16 protein-coding genes and 1 tRNA gene are annotated in these 18711 nt (G+C 56.3%); 9 read left to right on the top strand and 8 right to left on the bottom strand.

Features of this window, described 5'->3' with window-relative positions:
* Nucleotides 1-6 precede the first annotated feature (6 nt).
* The gene (locus tag MW046_RS01345) at nucleotides 7-516 is read left to right on the top strand and encodes an FxsA family protein (protein ID WP_247993777.1); all 510 of its coding nucleotides are present in this window, start codon (nucleotides 7-9) and stop codon (nucleotides 514-516) included.
* A 121-nt stretch (nucleotides 517-637) separates the two neighbouring features.
* A tRNA-Ile gene (locus MW046_RS01340) sits at nucleotides 638-711 on the top strand.
* A 1908-nt stretch (nucleotides 712-2619) separates the two neighbouring features.
* Here MW046_RS01340 and MW046_RS01335 read toward each other — a convergent pair.
* A complete protein-coding gene (locus tag MW046_RS01335) occupies nucleotides 2620-3795 on the bottom strand; it encodes a ComEC/Rec2 family competence protein (RefSeq protein WP_247993776.1) in 1176 nt (391 codons plus the stop codon).
* A 2-nt stretch (nucleotides 3796-3797) separates the two neighbouring features.
* Nucleotides 3798-4166 (bottom strand): hypothetical protein, encoded by a 369-nt coding sequence (locus tag MW046_RS01330; protein WP_247993775.1) that lies wholly within the window; start codon nucleotides 4164-4166, stop codon nucleotides 3798-3800.
* A gap of 467 nt (nucleotides 4167-4633) precedes the next feature.
* On the opposite strand from MW046_RS01330, the gene MW046_RS01325 reads away from it, so the two are divergent.
* A complete protein-coding gene (locus MW046_RS01325) occupies nucleotides 4634-4873 on the top strand; it encodes a hypothetical protein (protein ID WP_247993774.1) in 240 nt (79 codons plus the stop codon).
* A gap of 177 nt (nucleotides 4874-5050) precedes the next feature.
* Nucleotides 5051-5464 (top strand): peptide-methionine (R)-S-oxide reductase MsrB, encoded by a 414-nt coding sequence (gene msrB / locus MW046_RS01320; protein WP_247993773.1) that lies wholly within the window; start codon nucleotides 5051-5053, stop codon nucleotides 5462-5464.
* Here the strand turns inward: msrB and arcS are convergent.
* From arcS to MW046_RS01305, 3 genes are all read right to left on the bottom strand, one after another.
* Nucleotides 5461-7215: an archaeosine synthase subunit alpha gene (gene arcS / locus MW046_RS01315; RefSeq protein WP_247993772.1), complete on the bottom strand. Its 1755-nt coding sequence runs from the start codon at nucleotides 7213-7215 to the stop codon at nucleotides 5461-5463. The two genes, msrB and arcS, sit on opposite strands and share 4 nt — an antisense overlap.
* A gap of 65 nt (nucleotides 7216-7280) precedes the next feature.
* Entirely contained in the window at nucleotides 7281-8753 is a 1473-nt protein-coding gene (gene tgtA, locus MW046_RS01310) for a tRNA guanosine(15) transglycosylase TgtA (protein ID WP_247993771.1), read from the bottom strand.
* A gap of 30 nt (nucleotides 8754-8783) precedes the next feature.
* Nucleotides 8784-9338, bottom strand: a complete 555-nt coding sequence (locus MW046_RS01305) for an NUDIX hydrolase (protein WP_247993770.1) — start codon at nucleotides 9336-9338, stop codon at nucleotides 8784-8786.
* A 181-nt stretch (nucleotides 9339-9519) separates the two neighbouring features.
* Here MW046_RS01305 and MW046_RS01300 point away from each other — a divergent pair, with 181 nt between their 5' ends.
* The 3 genes from MW046_RS01300 to cofG all read left to right on the top strand — a co-directional run bounded on the left by MW046_RS01300 (nucleotide 9520) and on the right by cofG (nucleotide 12481).
* Nucleotides 9520-10233, top strand: coding sequence for a TMEM165/GDT1 family protein (locus tag MW046_RS01300; RefSeq protein ID WP_247993769.1), 714 nt, complete (start codon nucleotides 9520-9522; stop codon nucleotides 10231-10233).
* Between the two features lie 118 nt (nucleotides 10234-10351).
* Nucleotides 10352-11083 carry a CofC family guanylyltransferase gene (locus MW046_RS01295; RefSeq protein WP_247993768.1) on the top strand — a complete coding sequence of 244 codons (732 nt, stop codon included), beginning with the start codon at nucleotides 10352-10354 and terminating at the stop codon, nucleotides 11081-11083.
* Between the two features lie 342 nt (nucleotides 11084-11425).
* Nucleotides 11426-12481, top strand: coding sequence for a 7,8-didemethyl-8-hydroxy-5-deazariboflavin synthase subunit CofG (gene cofG / locus MW046_RS01290; protein WP_247994791.1), 1056 nt, complete (start codon nucleotides 11426-11428; stop codon nucleotides 12479-12481).
* Between the two features lie 6 nt (nucleotides 12482-12487).
* Here the strand turns inward: cofG and MW046_RS01285 are convergent, their stop codons facing one another.
* Nucleotides 12488-13999: a J domain-containing protein gene (locus MW046_RS01285; protein ID WP_247993767.1), complete on the bottom strand. Its 1512-nt coding sequence runs from the start codon at nucleotides 13997-13999 to the stop codon at nucleotides 12488-12490.
* Nucleotides 14000-14053: 54 nt separating this feature from the next.
* Nucleotides 14054-15691, bottom strand: a complete 1638-nt coding sequence (locus MW046_RS01280) for an Hsp70 family protein (protein ID WP_247993766.1) — start codon at nucleotides 15689-15691, stop codon at nucleotides 14054-14056.
* 241 nt (nucleotides 15692-15932) lie between these two features.
* On the opposite strand from MW046_RS01280, the gene MW046_RS01275 reads away from it, so the two are divergent.
* Both MW046_RS01275 and MW046_RS01270 read left to right on the top strand, forming a co-directional pair.
* Nucleotides 15933-16952, top strand: a complete 1020-nt coding sequence (locus MW046_RS01275) for a phosphoribosylaminoimidazolesuccinocarboxamide synthase (protein WP_247993765.1) — start codon at nucleotides 15933-15935, stop codon at nucleotides 16950-16952.
* A 152-nt stretch (nucleotides 16953-17104) separates the two neighbouring features.
* Complete coding sequence (locus tag MW046_RS01270) at nucleotides 17105-17926, top strand: M14 family metallopeptidase (RefSeq protein ID WP_247993764.1); 822 nt, start codon at nucleotides 17105-17107, stop codon at nucleotides 17924-17926.
* Nucleotides 17927-18003: 77 nt separating this feature from the next.
* Here the strand turns inward: MW046_RS01270 and MW046_RS01265 are convergent, their stop codons facing one another.
* The gene (locus tag MW046_RS01265) at nucleotides 18004-18516 is read right to left on the bottom strand and encodes a hypothetical protein (protein WP_247993763.1); all 513 of its coding nucleotides are present in this window, start codon (nucleotides 18514-18516) and stop codon (nucleotides 18004-18006) included.
* Nucleotides 18517-18711 lie beyond the last annotated feature (195 nt).

Genomic DNA, 18711 nt, shown 5'->3' with positions numbered 1-18711 from the left:
CCAGCTATGAAGCGGATCATCGCCCTGCTGTTGCTCATCCCGCTTGCGGACATCGTCCTTCTCGTCGGGGTGGCACAACTCATCGGACCGGTTGCGACGGTTCTACTAGTTGTACTGACGGCTCTCATCGGGATGTTGCTCGTTCGGGCGGAGGGTCGCCACACTGTCCGGCGGATCAACCGCAAGCTGTCTCATGGTGAGATTCCCGATTCTGAACTCGTCGATGGAGCGTTACTCATCGCCGCAGGGGCCTTCTTCCTCACCCCCGGTCTGGTTACCGATCTCTGTGGGTTGCTCCTCGTCATCCCCCCAACGCGGTATCCGGTCAGACTGTTGGTACAGAAGTACGTCATCACGCCGTATCTCGACGGCAAAAGTGATGGATTCGTTACTGGAACGGTTTACACCGGTGGCTTTCCGAATCCTAACGCCAACGCCAGTAACGAGCAAACCACGACGACGTACAATCTCGGCGAGGACGAGTACAGCATCGATGGCGATAGCAAAAAAGACTGAGCTGGTATAACGATCGTACCGTGGCACTCCGTGGGTCGTTTCCGATGAGCAAACGGCCCTCCCCGGAATTTGTTTTGGTAAGGTTTAAACGGGACTGGGCAGTACGGATGAATGCGTTCGCGGGCCGATAGCTCAGTTAGGTTGAGCGCTCGGCTGATAACCGGGAGGTCCACGGTTCAAATCCGTGTCGGCCCATATTTTCAAATTCGTCATCACTTTCTGTACTTCTGTTGATGTGTACATATCGTTGGAGTAAGCGGATTTGAATCAGGGAAGGAAACGAACGAAGTGAGTGGACTGACCGAGGTTCAAATCCGTGTCGGCCCATGCTTTTGCTGAACGGTTTTCATTCGACACAGACCACTACAACACAGTGATTTGCACCTGTCATTTCGGAATCTATTTCGTGAGAGCCTGACCTGCGCTGCTCCCCATCTGGAACTCATCCACATGTGACATCCTTCCGCTCTGCTCGCTCGCCCTTGCTCGGCCTTTGGTTTCGGTCGTTGAGGGCTCGCCGAGCAAAGCTCAGCTGCTAATCAGGACTTGGGGTCCTGATGAAGGGCTTTCAGCGTGGGCTCGTGTCTTCTTATTTTGCGTACTTACCGCTATATTCATCACAGCATCATAGTCAGGACCAACGGTGGAATTCAATCCCCATCAGTCGTTTGACCTGAAAGGATAACATCCTTCGCCACGCAGTGATATCTGAAGGATATGACTCCTAATATGATATAGAAACCAATGATAGAAGCAAAAGAGAGGGCCAAATGCGTCTTTGGTTGTACATCAACCCACACGATGGTAAGGAACAAACCCACAAGGAATGTCACCATCATTGGGAGTCCGGGGTCAAATTCATCAAACATAATCTATGTTTGGCTATTCAATATAAAAATATTCCGCAATTATCCACAGCTATTTATACATCCTATTCATGTTCCCAATCATGTTCGAAGAAGTAAACCCAAGACTCCCGTTAATGATTACTATCCTTACTGGGCTATTCATATCCATCATAATCGGGGAACTGGGTATCGAAAATTTAGAGATGACCAAATGGATTTCAGCGATCGGCTTCCTTATTGTTTTGACAGTTTTGGCCCATCGGTATTCCCTTCAAGCACGGGAAGAATTGCGAAAATAAAATAACTAAACGATTCAACCATACCACTTCACTGTCCGCCCTCCGATTGGTGCCTTTGACTGTTTTTCAAAATGTATTACCCACGTGATCAGCTTGCGAGATACGCGCTGTACATCTAGCTTGATATTTGGTTCGCAATAGTTTCTGCTGCTCAGTCAAGTGTTTACCTCTTAAGAACCATATTCTGACCACCGAGTGAGCGAATCGTTCGTCCTCATCATCGACTGTATTCCGTCAATATTCCGGATGGTGTCGCCTGACTCCTTACAGTATGTTTTGAGATACCTCATGTTGTCTCGTGCCAAGGTACATATCTCTCGCCAGCTGGGGCGAGAGAGGTTCAAGCTCTTCTGTTATCGCTCTCCAAAGCGCCCGGATTCGAGGAATAGAGGTCCTAATAACTGGGACCTCCACAATTCAAATCTGGACCACGCATGAGCGAACGAAGTGAGCGAAGAGTAGGACTGGATTTGAAGCAGGGAAGGAACCGAACAGATGTGAGTGAACTGACCGAGGTTCAAATCCGTGTCGGCCCATTCTACGAACGTATGGATATTTCAAGTTCATTCTGTAGCTGCCATTCATGCATGACTGGAACCTCATGACGATCTGACTGAGAATCTGAGCTGGCTTATAAACTCGATCTATCGTCGGCGACGCCGGGACTGACTATTTCTACTGCTTTTGTCGTCACCTTCATCATCGCTTTCACTGGTGTTGTGTGTTGTATCCGCTGGGTTCTCGTCTTTGGGTGAGCTATTTGCCATCTCACTCCCGACACTGGCCTGAGAGCCGTTACTGTTGGACTGCGACTGGAACTCCTCCACGGCCGCGTTCGTTTGATCGCCCGCCGTTTCCGAGCCATTCCCCAGCCCTGACCCGCGACTGTCTTGAGCCGTCTTCGGGGATAGTTCCCGCTCTGTAGCGTTCGAGGTAGTCTGCTCTTCAGAAGCTGTCTACTCCTTAGTGGCTTGTTCGAGCGCCGCAAGACGATTTTGCAACTGCTCAATCCGCTGGTCCTTTTCGTCGATTATATTATCTTTTGCGTCGATCACATCGTCCTTCGCGTCGATCACGTCGTCCTTTGCGTCGAGCGCTTCAGTTGCCTCATCGAGTTGGTCCTGAAGTGCTTCGTTCTCGTCTTGAAGTGTTTGTACCGCCTGTGAATCCTCGATGATGGACGCGTTGTCGACGATTTCATAAGGAATACTGGCGAGGAGGTCACTGCGAGCGATCGAGTCGATCTCATCAAGGGCCACGTCATTGTCTCGGTGGTAATGGATCAGGGCTGCGAAATCGGTGGCATCGTGAAGGTCCGTGTCGTTCGTGTGCTCGACGGCGATCTCATTTTGGCCGTCGAACGTCAGGCTAGTCGTTCCATGAAGGGCCGTCGAGTGTGCGTTGTCGGCCTGTGTCGTCCGGGTGACTGTCTCCGTGTCCGGGTGATCGTGTTTGCTCTCTTCGGCATGGGAATACAGGACGGTCTCAGGCTCGCACGTCTCCAACAACGCCTCGCCTGTCGAAAATTTTGACCCGTGATGAGCGGTTTTGAGCACATCAACGTCACTGAGTTGCTCAGCATGTTTTTCGACGAGTTGTGTTTCAGCCTTCCCTTTAATATCGCCAGCCAGTAGAATACTTTGCTTTCCGTACGTGGCTTGCATGACGACACTGTTTTCGTTTCGTGCTTTACTGTCAATTTCTTCTGAGGGATTGAGTATATCGATGGTTACGCCATCGAGATCAAGCGCAGCAGACTCCGCATGGAGTTGGTTTTCCTTTATTCCATTCTCTGCCAGTGCCGTCTTGTATTGAGTCACCGCTGCCGACCGTTTTCCCTCTTCTTCTTTCGCGGGACTATACACTGTTCCAATTCCGTCAGAGCCGAATTCATCGATGATATCGGCGTGTCCACCAATGTGATCCCAATCATCATGAGTTGCCACGAGATAATCGAGGTGATCTATCTCGCTCTCATTGAGATGATCAAGGACATGTTCACCCTCATCATGCCAATGTCCTGAATCAACGAGCATCGTAGTTCCGTCCGGACCTTCAAGCAGGATGCTATCAGCCTGTCCGACATCGATGACATCTATATGAAACTTACCGCTGCCATCGCGGACTGCCATCCCTATTGATCTCTATCCTCGCTCGCGTTCGGATTCGATCCATCATCAGTTTCCCCCTGAACCCGCTTAGAAAGCTCTTCCGCTTCCTTACGCCGTTGTTCCGTAAGTTCGGGATCGTATCTCAATGTGGTAAGTTCTCCATCCTCAACCGATCCATGAAAGATGGCTGTTCTGACAACATCATCCGGGTCAATCTCGGGGACTTCGGCAGTCGGGACAGTGATATCACCGAGGGGTCGCTCCTTTTTGTCAACAATAAAGAGGCCAGCATGGTCGTGATAGCTATCGATTGATTCGAAATGATCGAACTGGAGTTCGTACTCGCCGTCGTCCGGTTCCTCTTGCCAACTGTAGTAGGCGTCGTCGAACATGATTGGATTTACCGTACGATTGAAGCGGAGCAACCCACCACACGAACACCAAGCATAGCGGTGTAAACGGCGGGCGAGTCTGCCATTTTGCTTCATATTTACTCTTCAGCGACGATGCATATATTATATGGTTAGGTGAAAACATATGTGCATAGCTGAAGCCTCGGATTTGGATTCGAAAACCGACTGCTTCCCGGAGGTGCACTTCGCCGACGCCGACGAACAGGAGATCATAGAAGAATATCTTGACGTGTTCTAAAATTGTCGTCCGTCGGAGGGTCCTCCCTATCCACCAGAGCTGATCGATCAGTAGTATTGACAGTTTTCTTTCCTGTTCGATAGCTTTTTACTCACACGTTGCGATGAGAAGCACGAACGCCGCTTGACACGCGAAAAGTGTCCGGGTGCTGAAGACACCCGAACGGCGGTGTTCTGCGAACCCGCGTAATGCGAGAGGTCGAACACCAATGGATCCTAACGACACGGACGTAGAGAAAAGTATCGGTTGTGACCAGAACGACGAGCCGGTGGCTCGGGAGACGTGCATCAAGCCGTGGTGTGAGGCGGCAGTGAACACCCGGATCAGCAAAGAGGAGGATGGTAGCGTCGAGATCAAACGCTGTGCCAAAGGGCATTTCGTCCGAAAACGCTTGCTCGACGTCGACGGAGAGGCATACCGAACGTTCCGATCGATCCTCGGGCCGTAGGCCCTGCGTCGGTCGCTCCTTGCGGCCATCGCTCGATGGATCGATCAGTAATTGTTTTGATTAGTACTGAAGGCAATACTTACATCCCTTGTACAATCCATCCCCTCATCCCAGCAGACGTTCACCACCACACGATCGACCGAAACCCACAACGACCCTGCGCACCTATCGTTTCGTATGTCCGAACAGGAGTCCCTTCCCGAGACCGAATCGGAGTGGCGGGATGTTCTCACCGAGGAGGAGTACCGGATTCTCCGCGAAAGCGGGACCGAGCCCAAGTTCAGCGGGGAGTACATCGACGAGAGTGGTGACGGCACGTACCGGTGTGGCGGGTGTGGTGCGGCGCTGTTCGATTCGGAGACGAAGTTCGGATCAAAGACAGGGTGGCCGAGCTTCTTCGACGCCAACGATGACGCCGTGGAGTTCCACCGCGACACCAGCCACGGGATGGACCGGACGGAGGTCGTCTGCGCCCGGTGTGGCGGGCACCTCGGTCACGTGTTCGAGGACGGTCCCGAGCCGACCGGCAAGCGCTACTGCATCAACTCCGTCGCGCTCGATTTTGACGCTGAAGACGACGCTGAAAACTAACGTTCTTCGACGTGTCGGACTTCGACCGCGATACCACGCGTACTCGTGTTCATTTCCGGTCCACTCATCGCCGCTCGGCCGACAGCAAGCGCCTTCGGCCCCTCGATGAGTACTTCATCGCCCACACGGATCGATTCGCTCGCTCGTTCGATACCGGGAGCGAGCACGCTGCCTTGCGGGACGAACGGATCGATCTCGACGCGATCGGTCGGAACGTCGCTGGCCCCCCAGCGGCGCACCCCGGCGAGGGTGAGCGCGAGCGTGCCGTACTGGGGGACGATCGTCGCTAACTGCTCGTGGTCGTCGGCTGCATGGATACGTAGCGACGGTAATTGTCCTTCGACCGTTATCGTCCCGAACAGCTCCGATCCGGCGTCAGAACCGAACTGGTAGTCAGCGATGGCGCGGACGGTGTTGTGTTCGCGTTCTCGTTTGCGGTATTTCGATTCGCCCGCCAGCGTGTCCCGAAGCGTCTCCAAGGACTCGGCTGTCGTCGGATGATCGTCGACGGTGTACTCGAACTCGATGTCAGTTCTGTCCTCGACCTGTTCACAGATCGATCGATATCCACCGGGTGGGACGTGGGCGATGTAACGCGGATACTCGTTGCGCTCGAGATACCGGGTGAGAACGCGAGCAACGAAGTCGATCTCCTCTTTTGACCAGCGACCCGTCACGACGCTGTCGTACTGCTGGGCTGGATAGGTGTACTCCAGCTCTTGGGGAACGACGCCAATGGGCGACGTCATCGATACCTTGTGTGCCCGGTAGTTGATCGCGTCGTGGAACTGCCCATGACTCTGAGAGGAACTGTAGGGCTTGCGAGCAGAACAGGGAACGAGCACCAGCGGCTGCTCGAACCGGTTTCGGTACCGGGAACACACCCGATCCGCGAAGCGTTGGATCTCGACCCGGCGCATGCTGTCCTCGCTCGCCGCGAGCAGCGTGCTCGACCGAACGATCGGCGTCCGCTGTTCGAGATACGCGTACTGATCGTCCAGCCGTCGCAGCAACGCCGTCAACCACGCCTCGTGACGGGCTTGGCCTTCGATGTACGTCCGAAGCCGTCCCGATCGAATGCGCTCGCGGACGCGAGCCAGCGCCGTTTGGAGGGCTGTCACGTTGTGCTCGGCACAGTCTTCTCGATCGAACGCTTCCAGCCCCTGCTGACAAGCCGGGCACGAACACGGAAGCTCCTCGAGATCTTCGAGGAAGCGCTCGCCGTCTGTGGTCTGGTAGAAGCCATCCAGTCCACGGACGTACGCCCGGTGGCTATCGAAGAGATCAACACCCGAGTACGCGAGGGTGGCGACGTTCGCCGGTGTTGCGACTCCCGACAGCAACACCGCAGTGTCGGCCGGAATCGATTGCCGAACGTCGACGATCGTCTCGGCGAACGCTGCCGCATTCCCGGCGACACCGGGTGCCGATGAAAGCACGTACGCATCGCTGCCGTGGTTCCGTGCAGTCTCACTTGAGACGACGACCGCACTCGGGAAGTCGACAGTGGGGTAATCGACTTCGAACGCCGTTTGCACCTCAGGGGCGGTTCCCGCCGGGAACCCCCGGTGTGGAAGAACGGTGAGCGTTGAAGTATTTCCCGACGGTAATGTACGTTTCTCGGACCAGAGGCTTCCCCCATCCTCGATCACGTCGTCGACGAGCGCAGGGGTCTGAAGCGGATCGTCAAGCCGAAGCTCCCCCAGCCGAGCCGCTCCGTCGCGCTCGTGTACCTCGAAATACTCGGTCATTGCTCCCATTCGGAGGCCGATGCGGAACTACCTTTCTTGTTCGTGGTTGTGTGTGGACGGTCCGGTCAGTCGAGTTGCCACACCGCCACCCTGTTGGGCAGTTGCTCCAGTGCGCTGTCGGGCCAGTCGTAGTGTGCCAGCGTAAACGAAGTGTGAGGGTTCGCCCCAGCGAGCGCACAAACGCCTGCCGCCGCCGATTCGTAGCTCGCTCGCTCCAACCGCTCTGGCACTTCAACGGTGAGCGGGTACGTGTCCGACAGTGCGCGGGGGAACGGGCCAAAGGGAGGAACGACGCGCCACGTCTCGGTGTACGCCTCATTGGGACCGCCTTCCGATAACAACACATCGCCCTCCACTGAGATCCGTTCGAGTCGTTCGTGATGGCGAGTGACCTCCGGTCGGCGCGCACAATCGGACGAGACGTGAAAAACGGCGTCTTTCGACACCGGATCGGACCGTTCTAACAGCTCAGTGTGATCGAGCAGCGTCCGGTAGCCATCTAGCAGCTTCGGGTGGCTTCGGGCGCGCATATCCACGAGTTCGAGCAGATTTCCGCTCCGGACGGCCTCTTTCACCCGGCGGAGCTCCGCGAACGTGACGTGCAGATTGTGGCGCGCGAGCAGTCGCTCACGGACGTCCTCACCCATCGTCTCCAGCTCCTCGGGCGTGTGGTCGGTACACACCGGACACGAACACGGGAAATACGACAGCTCCGAGAGGTGCTCGGTGCCACGAACGGTGAGATAACGGTCGTCGCGCGCGTAAATCGCGTACGCCGCCGAGTCAAACAGATCACAGCCGAGCGCGACGGCCAGTGCGAACATCATCGGATGACCGGCACCGAACAGGTGAACGGGCGCGTCTACGCCCAGCCCGCGCTTTGTGGCTGCGACGATCTCGGCCACGTCGGCGTATCGATAGGCGTTCAACAGCGGCACGACCGCCCCGATCGGAAACACGTCCAGCCCACTCGCGTCGGCGTGGCGGGCGGCATCCGTCCGGAGATCGAGGTGTGTCGATCCCTGAATGGGGGCCGTGACCAGCATCTCCTCGGACAACGCTCCCTTCACTCGTTTTGCGAGTTCGATTCGTTTCTGTGTCGTTCGAAGCTCCTCACTCGCCCGCTCCCTGTCCACATCAGGAGGTGTCGGAATGTCGACTGGTGTTCCGATATCGGATCCGATTTCGTGTTGAAAGCGGAGGATCTCTTCGGTCGTAACCTCGATTTCGCCGTACTCGGCCAGCTGGAACGAGCCGGAGTCAGTCATGATCGCACCGGGAAAGTCCAACAGGGCGTGTACCCCCTCTGACTGCACCTGTTCACGAAGATCATCGCTCTGGTGGAGGATGTAGCTGTTCGTGATGAGCAGCTCCGCGTCGAAGGTGGTGTACAACTCTGCGGGATCGATCGTTTGGATGTGTGGGTTCACGACGGGCAACAAAGCTGGCGTCTCGATGGTCACGCCCGCCCGTGGCACGGTCAACTCTCCGATCCGGCCGCCTGCATCGAACGCCCGCGTCTCGAATCGCCCACTCATGTTCGTTGCCTCACGTTGCCCGAGCGCACTCTAAGCCTCGTCGCTTCCGAAGGCTTCGTGGTAGAGGACACCGAGCACAGCTCGGCCGTCCCGGATCTCATCCGTTCGGATGGCCTCTTTCAGCGCATCGAGCGTCGTCGTTTCGGCCCGGATCGACTCGTTGAAATCAAGCTGTTGGCTATCAGTTTGGGAACAGCCATGCGCCACGAAGAAGTGAAGGACTGAATCGGCGATCCCGTTGGCCGGTTCGACGGTACACAGCTGTTCGACCCGATCGGCCGTGTACCCTGTCTCCTCACGGAGCTCTCGCCGAGCGGCGGCGTCGAGATCCTCGTCAGTCGGCTCGACGCTACCGACCGGAAGCCCGCGGTTGACGCGTTGTACGGCCTGTCGCCACTCCTCAATTACGACCACCTTCCCGTCAGTCGTGAACGGGAGCACGACGACGGCTGCCGGTTCGCTCAGATAGTCGAACTCCGTTTCCGTGCTGTCGGGCAGCACCACGGACTCGTTTCTGATCGTAAATCCCGGACACTCATACGCCGTTTGGGAGTCGAGCGTCTCCCACGCGAGATCGTCGGTCATACGCCGGGTTGGTCGAAGCCGATGAAAAACAGTCGGGTTCTCCGGTCCTGACCGCCGTATCGTGATAGTCGTAAGCAATAACTTAGAAGGATCTAATATTATAATGAGATGAGTCAGGATTCGGTCGTTGATGACCCACTCGACCCCGTGATGATCGGCCAAAACCGAGGCGAGAGGTAACATGACCGGATTTCTGAGCATCGTCGTCGTCGCGGCCATCGCACAACTCACTGTTCTACCTGGTGAGAAGGGCCAGTTCATTATTGCTGGACTCTCCACCCGGTACAAACCGCTGGTCGTCGTTGGTGCGGCCGCCACCGCTTTCGGGACGTGGACCATCGTCGAAATCCTGTTCGGACAGATGGTTCAAGGGCTGTTTCCGGGGATCGTTCTCGATGGCTTCACGGCTGGGCTGTTCCTGTTGTTTGCCGTGGTGCTGTTTCGCTCGGCTCAGGACGGTTCGGAGCCGTTCGCCGACTCGGTGCACGGGGACGGGATCATGGGATCATGGGCCGGGATCTCACACCCCTCGTTCAACATCTTCGGGCACACGATCGACGGTCGAATCGGACAGTTTTGTTCCATCTTCGCGCTGATGGCTGCCGGGGAGTTCGGCGATAAGACACAGCTGATCACGATCGGGTTGGCGGTCCAATACGGGGCAACATCTGCAATCTGGCTGGGTGAAATGATCGCGATCGTTCCCGTGAGCCTAGCGAACGCCTACCTTTTTCACCGGTTCGCCGACCGTTTCGACGTTCGAACGATCCAGTTCGTCGGGGCATTTCTGTTCGCCTTTTTCGGCGTAGACACCGTGCTGGCGATGCTCACCGGGGTATCGGTTTGGGAGCAGTTCGTCGGTGTGATCTCCGACAGCGTGCTCACAGTAGTGTGAATTCAACGCGTCCGTTCTCGGACTCCATGCTCCGTTTCACTGACCAGCTGACAGCTTTTTGTTCGTCCGGTGTGGAAGTCGGATGTGCGACGACCATCGATCAATCATCGTCTCAGATATGACACGCGTGCTCGTTCCCTACCGCGTCGCTGAACCGAAAACACGGCTTGAGCCCGTCCTCGACGCCAACGAACGTCGGGAGCTGTCTCGGTGCATGCTCGAAGACGTACTCAGCGCCGTACGAGCGGCAGGGTACGATCCGACAGTGCTCTCGACAGCTCCACTTTCGGAGACGAACTGTATCGTCGACGACCGCCCGTTGACCGCAGCTGTGAACGCGCATCTCGAACTAGGGGCAGAGTCGAACGAAGTCCGGCAAGCAGCGAGAGACTCCGTCTCTCAGGCAGTCGGGCCCAACCCAACGACGCAGTCCGACGACACAGCCCGACGCAGTCCGACGACAGCCGGCCTACGGCCGGCAACAGCGGTCGTGATGGCTGATCTCGCGCTCACGACTTCGGAGGCGATCACCCGACTGCTCGAAACCACCGGTGACGTAGTGTTCGCCCCGGGCCGTGGTGGTGGAACGAACGCTGTCGTCACGCGCCATCCCGATTTCCGGGTGGACTACCACGGGGCATCGTACCGGGATCACCTAGCTCACTGTGAGGCGATCGGTGCCAACGTCCGGACAATCGATTCCTACCGGCTTGGAACGGACATCGACGAACCGGCGGATCTCGCCGAGTTGCTCATCCACGGCACCGGTACCGCTGCCGACTGGCTCAGCGACCGGTTCACGCTGTGTACCGATGCCGAGACTGGACGGGTCGGCATCGAACGCGTATAAAATTTTCAGACTGATCATTCTTCACATGGGTTGTGACTCAATATGCGTACGGTTCAACTGAGTTCGATTACCTGTAGGACAAAGATTATACCGTGTTATACCATAGCACAATGCGCGGGGGTCGCATGTGTGTGACTGTTCACCGCAAACGGATTGCCAAAGCGGGACGGTCCCGTACAGTGAGGAGGCGGGACTGGGGCTGGCTCCCCCTTCGGGAGTGACAGCCTTTTTTATCACCGGAATGAATCACTGCGCGTGACACCACCGAGGACGGACGACGATGCTAGCAGAATCGACGCCGATACGAACGGCAAGGAGGATTCGATATCCGTCTCGGAGTCGCTGTCGATAGCATCATCAGAGATCGACCGGTTGGTAGACGTTACCCCCGACGACGTCGAAGCGCCATCGGAGTTGAGTTTTGCCCGCAACGTGTTCGTACCGCTTACGACAGCGTGTCGGTACACGTGTACATACTGTACGTACTACGATCCGCCAGGACAGGCGTCGCTCATGAGTCCCGAGGAGATACGGGACACCGTGCGGATTGGCGCTGACGCAGGCTGTACGGAAGCCTTGTTCACTTTCGGCGACGACCCGGACGATCGATACACCCAAATCCACGAGCAACTCGCCGACTGGGGCCATGAGTCGATCCATTCGTATCTCCGAGAAGCGTGTGAAATCGCGCTCGATGAGGGTCTTCTTCCCCACTCGAATCCCGGAGACCAGACACGCGCGCAGATGGAGCAGGTAGCCGACGTGAACGCAAGCATGGGGGTGATGCTGGAGACGACGGCCGACGTTCGAGCTCACGGCGGTCCTCGAGCAAAATCGGCCGAGCAGCGATTGAATACGATCCGTGTTGCCGGCGAACTCGACGTTCCCTTTACCACCGGCATTCTCGTCGGAATCGGAGAAACGTGGCGTGATCGTGCGGAGAGTTTGCTGGCGATCGCCGAGCTACACGAACGATACGGCCACATCCAGGAGGTACTGGTCCAGAACGTCGTTCCCAACGAACGGTGGCAAGAGGATCCTGTTTCCGTAACGACGATGCGCCGCGCCGTTGCAATGGCTCGGGTTGCCCTGCCGGAGTCGGTGAGCGTCCAAGTGCCACCCAACCTGTCGCCCGTTCGTGAACTGGTGGATTGTGGGATCGACGATCTCGGCGGGGTCTCGCCCATCACCGACGACTACATCAATCCCGATTACGCGTGGCCCGGGCTAGATGAACTCCGAGATATCGCTGACACAGCCGGTGTTCCGCTCACCGAACGCCTGCCGGTCTACGATCGATACGTCGAAGGGGAGTGGCTCTCTCCACGGATCGAACGCGCTATCGAGACCGAAACCGAAGCAGGACGGCGGTTTCGCTCGGTGTTAGACTGCTATTGATCCCGTTCACACGTGAAACATCGGTTCGAGTCGTCGCCGGAGGATGTACAGCCCGGTCAACACTGACGGGAGGAGAAACACGGCCATTAGCAGTCCTTGTTGGGTGATCGTGATCGTCGAGATTCCTGCTGGAATCTCGATCGTGGACACGCCTGCGATGATCATCCATCCGATGACGACGAACGGTCCGGCAACCAACAGGTTCCACGGACCGGGACGAATCTGGTAACCGTAGCTGTACCGGTCGGCCCACGGTGCGGCAGTGAGGTGAAGACACATGGCGTACACGCTCCAGAGCAGACAGATACAGACCAGCACACCGACGAGGAGGTTGAGCACGATTCCCACGTACACTCCGCCGAGCGTGAGCCGTCCGAACCACGGCGTTGCGGTCATCACCCCCGACTGCTCCAGTAGTGTGGGGGTGTCGAGTCCCCAGTGGGTGAAGACGACAAACCCGATCACGACTGGAGGCAATAGACTCACCGATCGTGTAAGGACACTGAGCAAATATTCGATACTGGCCGAGTAATCGGACGACGTCGTGGGACGGACGACGTCCGAAAGCACGAACGAAACGACGATGGGCACCAGCACTGTTCCCGTGAACAGGATGCCGCCGGTGGGTGCACCGCCGACCAGTGCAATGGTGATGAGACCGATCCCGAGGAGATTCGTCGCTACGATGGGCCAGAGTCGCTGTACGCCGTCCGGGTCGTACCGTTGCTGTGTCGGTGGTTCGTAATACGGCGTCGGGAACAGGAGATCGTACCCGGTGTAGCTTCCGATCAGTCCCACGACGACGATCGCTAATCCGATCGCTGGCGACGTCTGAATGTCGAGACCGACGTAGCTAGCAACGATGGTCGCCGCAAGCACGAACGCGATCGTCGCGCCGATCCGGATGCCTGTCGGTGTCGTTGTCGCCTCTTTGAGGCGTGCTCGGTCGATGGCCAGCCGGCGCGGACACCGAACCATCGTCACCACGGTCCGTACGATCCACGACAACATCGCTCCCCACTTCCAAACCGTCGTTACGATCATTGTCCGTCGCTCGTCCCACACAGATCGTCGCGATCGAGAGGCACTAGATGTCCGGCTCTGGGATGTGTGTCGTGTCCGCCGAGAACGGTGTGGATCTGATCGGTCCGTCCAACTGCTCCGTCTCCGGTACCGCTCTCGTTCTTCGGCGTTCGTCCGCTGCTGTCGGTCAGCTTGCTCGTCGGGTGACGATCCGTCGTGTGCTCGACGGTGGGACCCCGTTTCCCCGGACGTATCGTTAGTATCGGCGTCGGTCTCCGACTCGGATGTCGTTCGACGACGATCGTACTTCGCCCGCTGTTGAGGATCAGTCAATACTGCGCGTGCCTCTTGGACCTGCATGAACGTCTCTTCGGCGTCAGAGCGATCACTTTTGTCGGGATGGATCTGTTTGACCGTCTCTCGATAGGCGGTCTCGATCTCCTCACGCGAGGCGTCCGGTTCCACACCGAGGAGTTCGTAGTACGACTCAGACATGCTACGACTCGAACCGTTGCTGTCTCGGCGATCCGTTCGACGCTTCGAAGCCGGTCATCGAACAGTCGGTAGTTCCTGTTTCATCGTCCCGATCTTCGTTTCCGTGTGGCGATAGACGGCTCTGGTTTCGAGCGTCCCGTCCCGTTCGGCGTCGAGATCTATGGCGTGTGCGTGAACGATTCCGTCGGGATCGAACTCGAACGTCACCTCGATAGATGGGTCACCAGCGTGACGGGGGCGTAACGGTCCGATACGGAACGCATCGAGCAGACGATGGGTCGCCTGCCGGTCGTCGGCTCGCTCGCTCGTAGTCGTGGCAGTGTCATCCATGCTTCGATCGGTCGTCGTTCGATCAGTACTCTGACTCGGCTCAGTTTGGTGGTTTCGCTTCTCACGTGATGTCTTTATAACATGATCGTAGTACACCGGAACGACCAGATACTGTTGCCGATCAGTCGTCGTCGTGAACACCGCTGTCGCCCGCTGTGGAAGCGTGGTGTTGGTGGAGACGAGTCGGTCAGTGATTCCGGATCTCGGCTTGAGACGGAGCGAGTGTGGCGCCGCGTCGAGGACGACAGTCTCGGTGGGTGAGAACCCCATGGATGCAGTGCTTGTCGGTGATCCTGTGGTGTCAACGATCGCCGCCCGCATCGCTCCACCCAACGCGATCGCTTCGGAGGCGTCTTGCCAGTTTTCCACGCGTTCGAATCGATCGGTGATGCGCTCCCGGACGAACGGTAAATCAGTCACTCCGCCGACGAACAGCAAGCCATCTAGATGTCGTTCTCGTCGCCCGGTCGCATCGAGAAGTTCCTCACAGACGCTGATCGTCCGTGATACGAGATCACGCGTGCGTCGCTCCAGTTGGTTTCGGTGGAGCGGCTGTCTGATCTCGTAGCGTCGTCCTTCGTGTTCGATGGTAGCAGTGATGGTCGTTGAGGTGTGAGTTCCCAATTCGCGTTTCGCCGTTCGGGCCGCCATAAACAGCCGTTCCGTAGCGACTGGATCGTCTTCGAGATGAATATCGTATTTCCGTTCGAGATGGAGATCCAGCCATTCCACGATCGTTGCGTCGAATGCAGCACCTCCAAGCCATTGATCCCCGCGTGTTCCGAGGACGTCAAACACCCCCTCTGTGATGTCGATGAGTGCCGCGTCGAACCCTCCACCACCCAAATCGTACACGAGAATCGTTCCTTCAGTTTCGGTCTGTATCCCGTGGGTAAGCGCCGCTGCTGTCGGTCCAGTCATGAGACGAGCGACGTCGATCCCAGCGATCTCACAGGCCTGACACAGTGCTCGACGCTGACGAGCGGTGAACGTCGTTGGCACCGTGACGACGACGCGATCGAACGAGGACAGTTCTTCGATCGTAGCGTGGGCCGTTCGCTGTAGTTTCGTGAGTACCAATGCTGTCAGTTCTTCCGGCGTGTACTCACGGGTTTGTCCATCGACGACGATCGAAACGCGCTCACCGGTCCCGAGAAGGGAGGTAAACGACCTCACAGTGCGGATCGGAGTTCTGACTGCTCGGTCACGCGCTGATTCCCCGACGATCGCATGCTCTCCTTCAAACGAAATGACGGTGGGGATACACACCCACTCTCCCGTGGGAACCGTCGTTCCATCACCTACTGTTGCTAGCACGCTGGTCGTCGTTCCGATGTCGATGCCAACGTTCGGTGTCCTCATCGTTGCCCCCGACTGTCCGTTCGAACCGTACCCTGGTCGAGCGTTACATTACCCAATTGATCTTCTTCTATGATAAATCAACTGCTATCTAGTCACTGAACGAACTGGTTTGAATATCAACCGGTGTCTATCCATCCCGATGTGGGATGGGAAAGGCCTATACGCCGCGAGAAGACCAACAGAACGGAGAAAATCCTCCGTCGATAGAAATCGATTAGTGCGACCCGAGGAAGGATGCAGTATGACGAGCGTCAAAGAGATTCACGTCGAGAAGGCGCCAACACCGGATCGACTTGGTCGGGGCCGATTTCTCTTTACCAACGATTACTCGGTGTTCGACTGGGGGAAGATGCCAGATCCGATCCCACAAAAGGGAGCTAGTCTGTGTGCGATGGGTGCTGCTAACTTCGAACTCCTCGAAGAGAACGGCATCGACACCCATTATCAGGGGGTCATAGATAAAGGCGATACGGCGAGCCTCGATGCTGTGACGCTTCCTCCCCAGGAGATGGTGATCGACCTCACTCGGATTCCCGAACTCCCCCACGAAGGACGAGAATACGACTATGAGGCGTTCCATTCGGCGGCAGGGGACAACTACCTCATTCCGCTCGAAATCGTTTTCCGAAATCAGGTCCCTGTAGGATCGAGTCTCCGTTCCCGAGCTGATCCCGAAGATGTGGGTCTCGATACGGACGAATGGCCCGATGAATCCGTCGATTTACCGGAGCCAGTCATCGAATTCACGAGCAAATACGAGGAGTCCGATCGGCTACTCTCTCGTGAGCAAGCGGATACGATCGCAGGTCGAGCCGATATCGACGATCTCGAATCACTCGCCCAGTCGGTCAACGAACTCATCACACAACGGGCTGACGACGTGGGATTACACCACGAGGATGGAAAGATCGAATGTCTCTACTCCGATGGCGACATCCGCGTGGCAGACGTCGTCGGCACCTTCGATGAGAATCGCTTCTCATACGACGACCAACAAGTATCGAAAGAACTGCTCCGACAGTATCACAAACGGACCCAATCCGAGTGGGTGGAAAGCGTCAAGCAGGCCAAACAGAACGCCCGGGAGCAGGATATCGCCGATTGGCGGACGCTCTGTGACGTGGACCCCCAACCGCTCGATCGAGCAGTGATCGATGCGGTGTCCGATCTGTACACGGCAGGCGCTAACGCCTATATCGAACAGGATCTGTTCGATGCACCATCGCTCGATGACGCCGTTGATGGTGTTAAAGAATTGTAATACTCTTCGACTAGATGAGTGTCGGGACAAGAGAATAGTCAAATACTACGAATAATATTATATATCAATCTCTCGTAGAGTTCTTACTGTTTGCTAATTATTCATATCCATATTAGAAAAGTTTTATTGTAGGGTTGCTCTAATTAATGGCCATGCCAAAGCCACGGGGAAGACGGTCGTTTTTAGCCGCGATGACGACGGTTAGCGCCAGTGCTGCGTGGATTGGCCAGGCGTCGGCAGCGGAAAATCGCAGCGGAAAACTGGCCAACGCGTGTTCCCGCCGGGATATGGGAGACCAGACCAGTCCCGTTCCGACCGGAACTTCAGATATAACTGATATTTTGGATGTGGCTATAACTGACAGTAAGAACGAAGGACGAACGGCGTTCATCGCAGGTGGGATCCATGGCGATGAACGTGCCGGAATCACCGCTGCCAAAAACATCACGGAGTGGACGCCGGACTACGGACGGTTAGTAGTGCTTCCCGAAGCGAATCCCGAAGCCATCGAACGAAACAGTCGAGAGAACTCCTCAGGCAACCTGAACCGGAAGTTTCCCGTTGGGTCGGAGCCGAGATCGGCGTTGGCACGATCCATCTGGGATGCTGTTACCGCTGTGGATCCCGATCTACTCATCACCCTACACGAGTCGAAAGGAATCAACAGCGGAACGCCCGCAGGTGTCGGTCAGGGGGTGTTTCATCGGGGACGGCCGGACACCCACAACGCCACCCAAATGGGAATCAGACGGGCCAACAAGACGATCGGCAAGAAGCGTTTACGGTTCAGTCACGGACGGATCAGCGGACCGAACCACCCACCGACGGGACTGCTGTCCGAGAAGGCCGATTACGATGCCGGAATCTCCTCGTTTATCATCGAAACCTATGAAGGCGTAAACGAAAACACGCGAGTTCAGTGGCAAAAAACGATTACACGGGGGATATTGGATCACTACGATATTTATGAGTGAGACTCGCCAGCCATCGATTTCGCTCGCTCGAGCAACTTCACATTGTCTTTCTAATAATTCTTGACGGCACCACCGACTTAGTAACCCTCGATGAGAACGGTAGCAATGTGGGGCCGCTGAATCCCCAATCCCCGAACGGTGTATTTGTCGTATCGTTCCACCTCTCGCTGGAGATATTCCCTCGGAGTGTCGCAGTCGTCTTGGTCGAATTCGACTTTGAATGAGGCAACCTCGTCGCCCTCGGCAGTAAACATCTCTTCGTACACCCACTCATCCGCAGCCTTTCGGTACTGCAGCCATGCACCACTCTCGAAAAACAACCGCGCGATCGGTCGCCCCTCACTGTCTTTTCCCACTGTGTAATTGACGATCGCTGGCGGCCGTTCGACTTCTTCTTCGTTTGGTGCCCAATACGTATCAGTATGCTTGCACCACGAACACATCACTTCAGCCTCACTTTCATTCAAAATGACGATCTGGTGCGCCATCGAGGCGTTGAATCCTCGACTGCAGTTCGTACACGTGTACTCCCAATCGATCTCCGATGATGCTTTCTGTATCGGCCTTGCCCGTTCGTTTGCTTGTTTCATTTTTACACCAGCAGCTATCCGTATTCATTACTTTCATACGATACTTCATTTTCTTATGCGTGTATGGTTGTTGTGATTTAGTGATACACGATGTTTTCTCATATATGTGCACAGACCATGGCAGCTTATAACCTAGTTATTATTCACTTCACATGGTTTTCATTAGGCTATATTTGAGATATACAATCCACTACT

Origin of the sequence: Halocatena salina (genome assembly GCF_023115355.1) — an archaeon.
In the GTDB taxonomy this organism is placed as follows: Archaea; Halobacteriota; Halobacteria; order Halobacteriales; family Haloarculaceae; genus Halocatena; species Halocatena salina.
The sequence above is the reverse complement of the archived record's forward strand: the minus strand, read 5'-3'. Positions and strand labels throughout refer to the sequence as shown.

Coding starts and splice junctions, on each gene's coding strand:
- MW046_RS01345 (WP_247993777.1), top strand. CDS start 7: ATGAAGCGGATCATCGCCCTGCTGTTGCTCATCCCGCTTGCGGACATC.
- MW046_RS01335 (WP_247993776.1), bottom strand. CDS start 3,795: ATGGCAGTCCGCGATGGCAGCGGTAAGTTTCATATAGATGTCATCGAT.
- MW046_RS01330 (WP_247993775.1), bottom strand. CDS start 4,166: ATGTTCGACGACGCCTACTACAGTTGGCAAGAGGAACCGGACGACGGC.
- MW046_RS01325 (WP_247993774.1), top strand. CDS start 4,634: ATGGATCCTAACGACACGGACGTAGAGAAAAGTATCGGTTGTGACCAG.
- msrB (WP_247993773.1), top strand. CDS start 5,051: ATGTCCGAACAGGAGTCCCTTCCCGAGACCGAATCGGAGTGGCGGGAT.
- arcS (WP_247993772.1), bottom strand. CDS start 7,215: ATGACCGAGTATTTCGAGGTACACGAGCGCGACGGAGCGGCTCGGCTG.
- tgtA (WP_247993771.1), bottom strand. CDS start 8,753: ATGAGTGGGCGATTCGAGACGCGGGCGTTCGATGCAGGCGGCCGGATC.
- MW046_RS01305 (WP_247993770.1), bottom strand. CDS start 9,338: ATGACCGACGATCTCGCGTGGGAGACGCTCGACTCCCAAACGGCGTAT.
- MW046_RS01300 (WP_247993769.1), top strand. CDS start 9,520: ATGACCGGATTTCTGAGCATCGTCGTCGTCGCGGCCATCGCACAACTC.
- MW046_RS01295 (WP_247993768.1), top strand. CDS start 10,352: ATGACACGCGTGCTCGTTCCCTACCGCGTCGCTGAACCGAAAACACGG.
- MW046_RS01285 (WP_247993767.1), bottom strand. CDS start 13,999: ATGTCTGAGTCGTACTACGAACTCCTCGGTGTGGAACCGGACGCCTCG.
- MW046_RS01280 (WP_247993766.1), bottom strand. CDS start 15,691: ATGAGGACACCGAACGTTGGCATCGACATCGGAACGACGACCAGCGTG.
- MW046_RS01275 (WP_247993765.1), top strand. CDS start 15,933: ATGACGAGCGTCAAAGAGATTCACGTCGAGAAGGCGCCAACACCGGAT.
- MW046_RS01270 (WP_247993764.1), top strand. CDS start 17,105: ATGCCAAAGCCACGGGGAAGACGGTCGTTTTTAGCCGCGATGACGACG.
- MW046_RS01265 (WP_247993763.1), bottom strand. CDS start 18,516: ATGAAACAAGCAAACGAACGGGCAAGGCCGATACAGAAAGCATCATCG.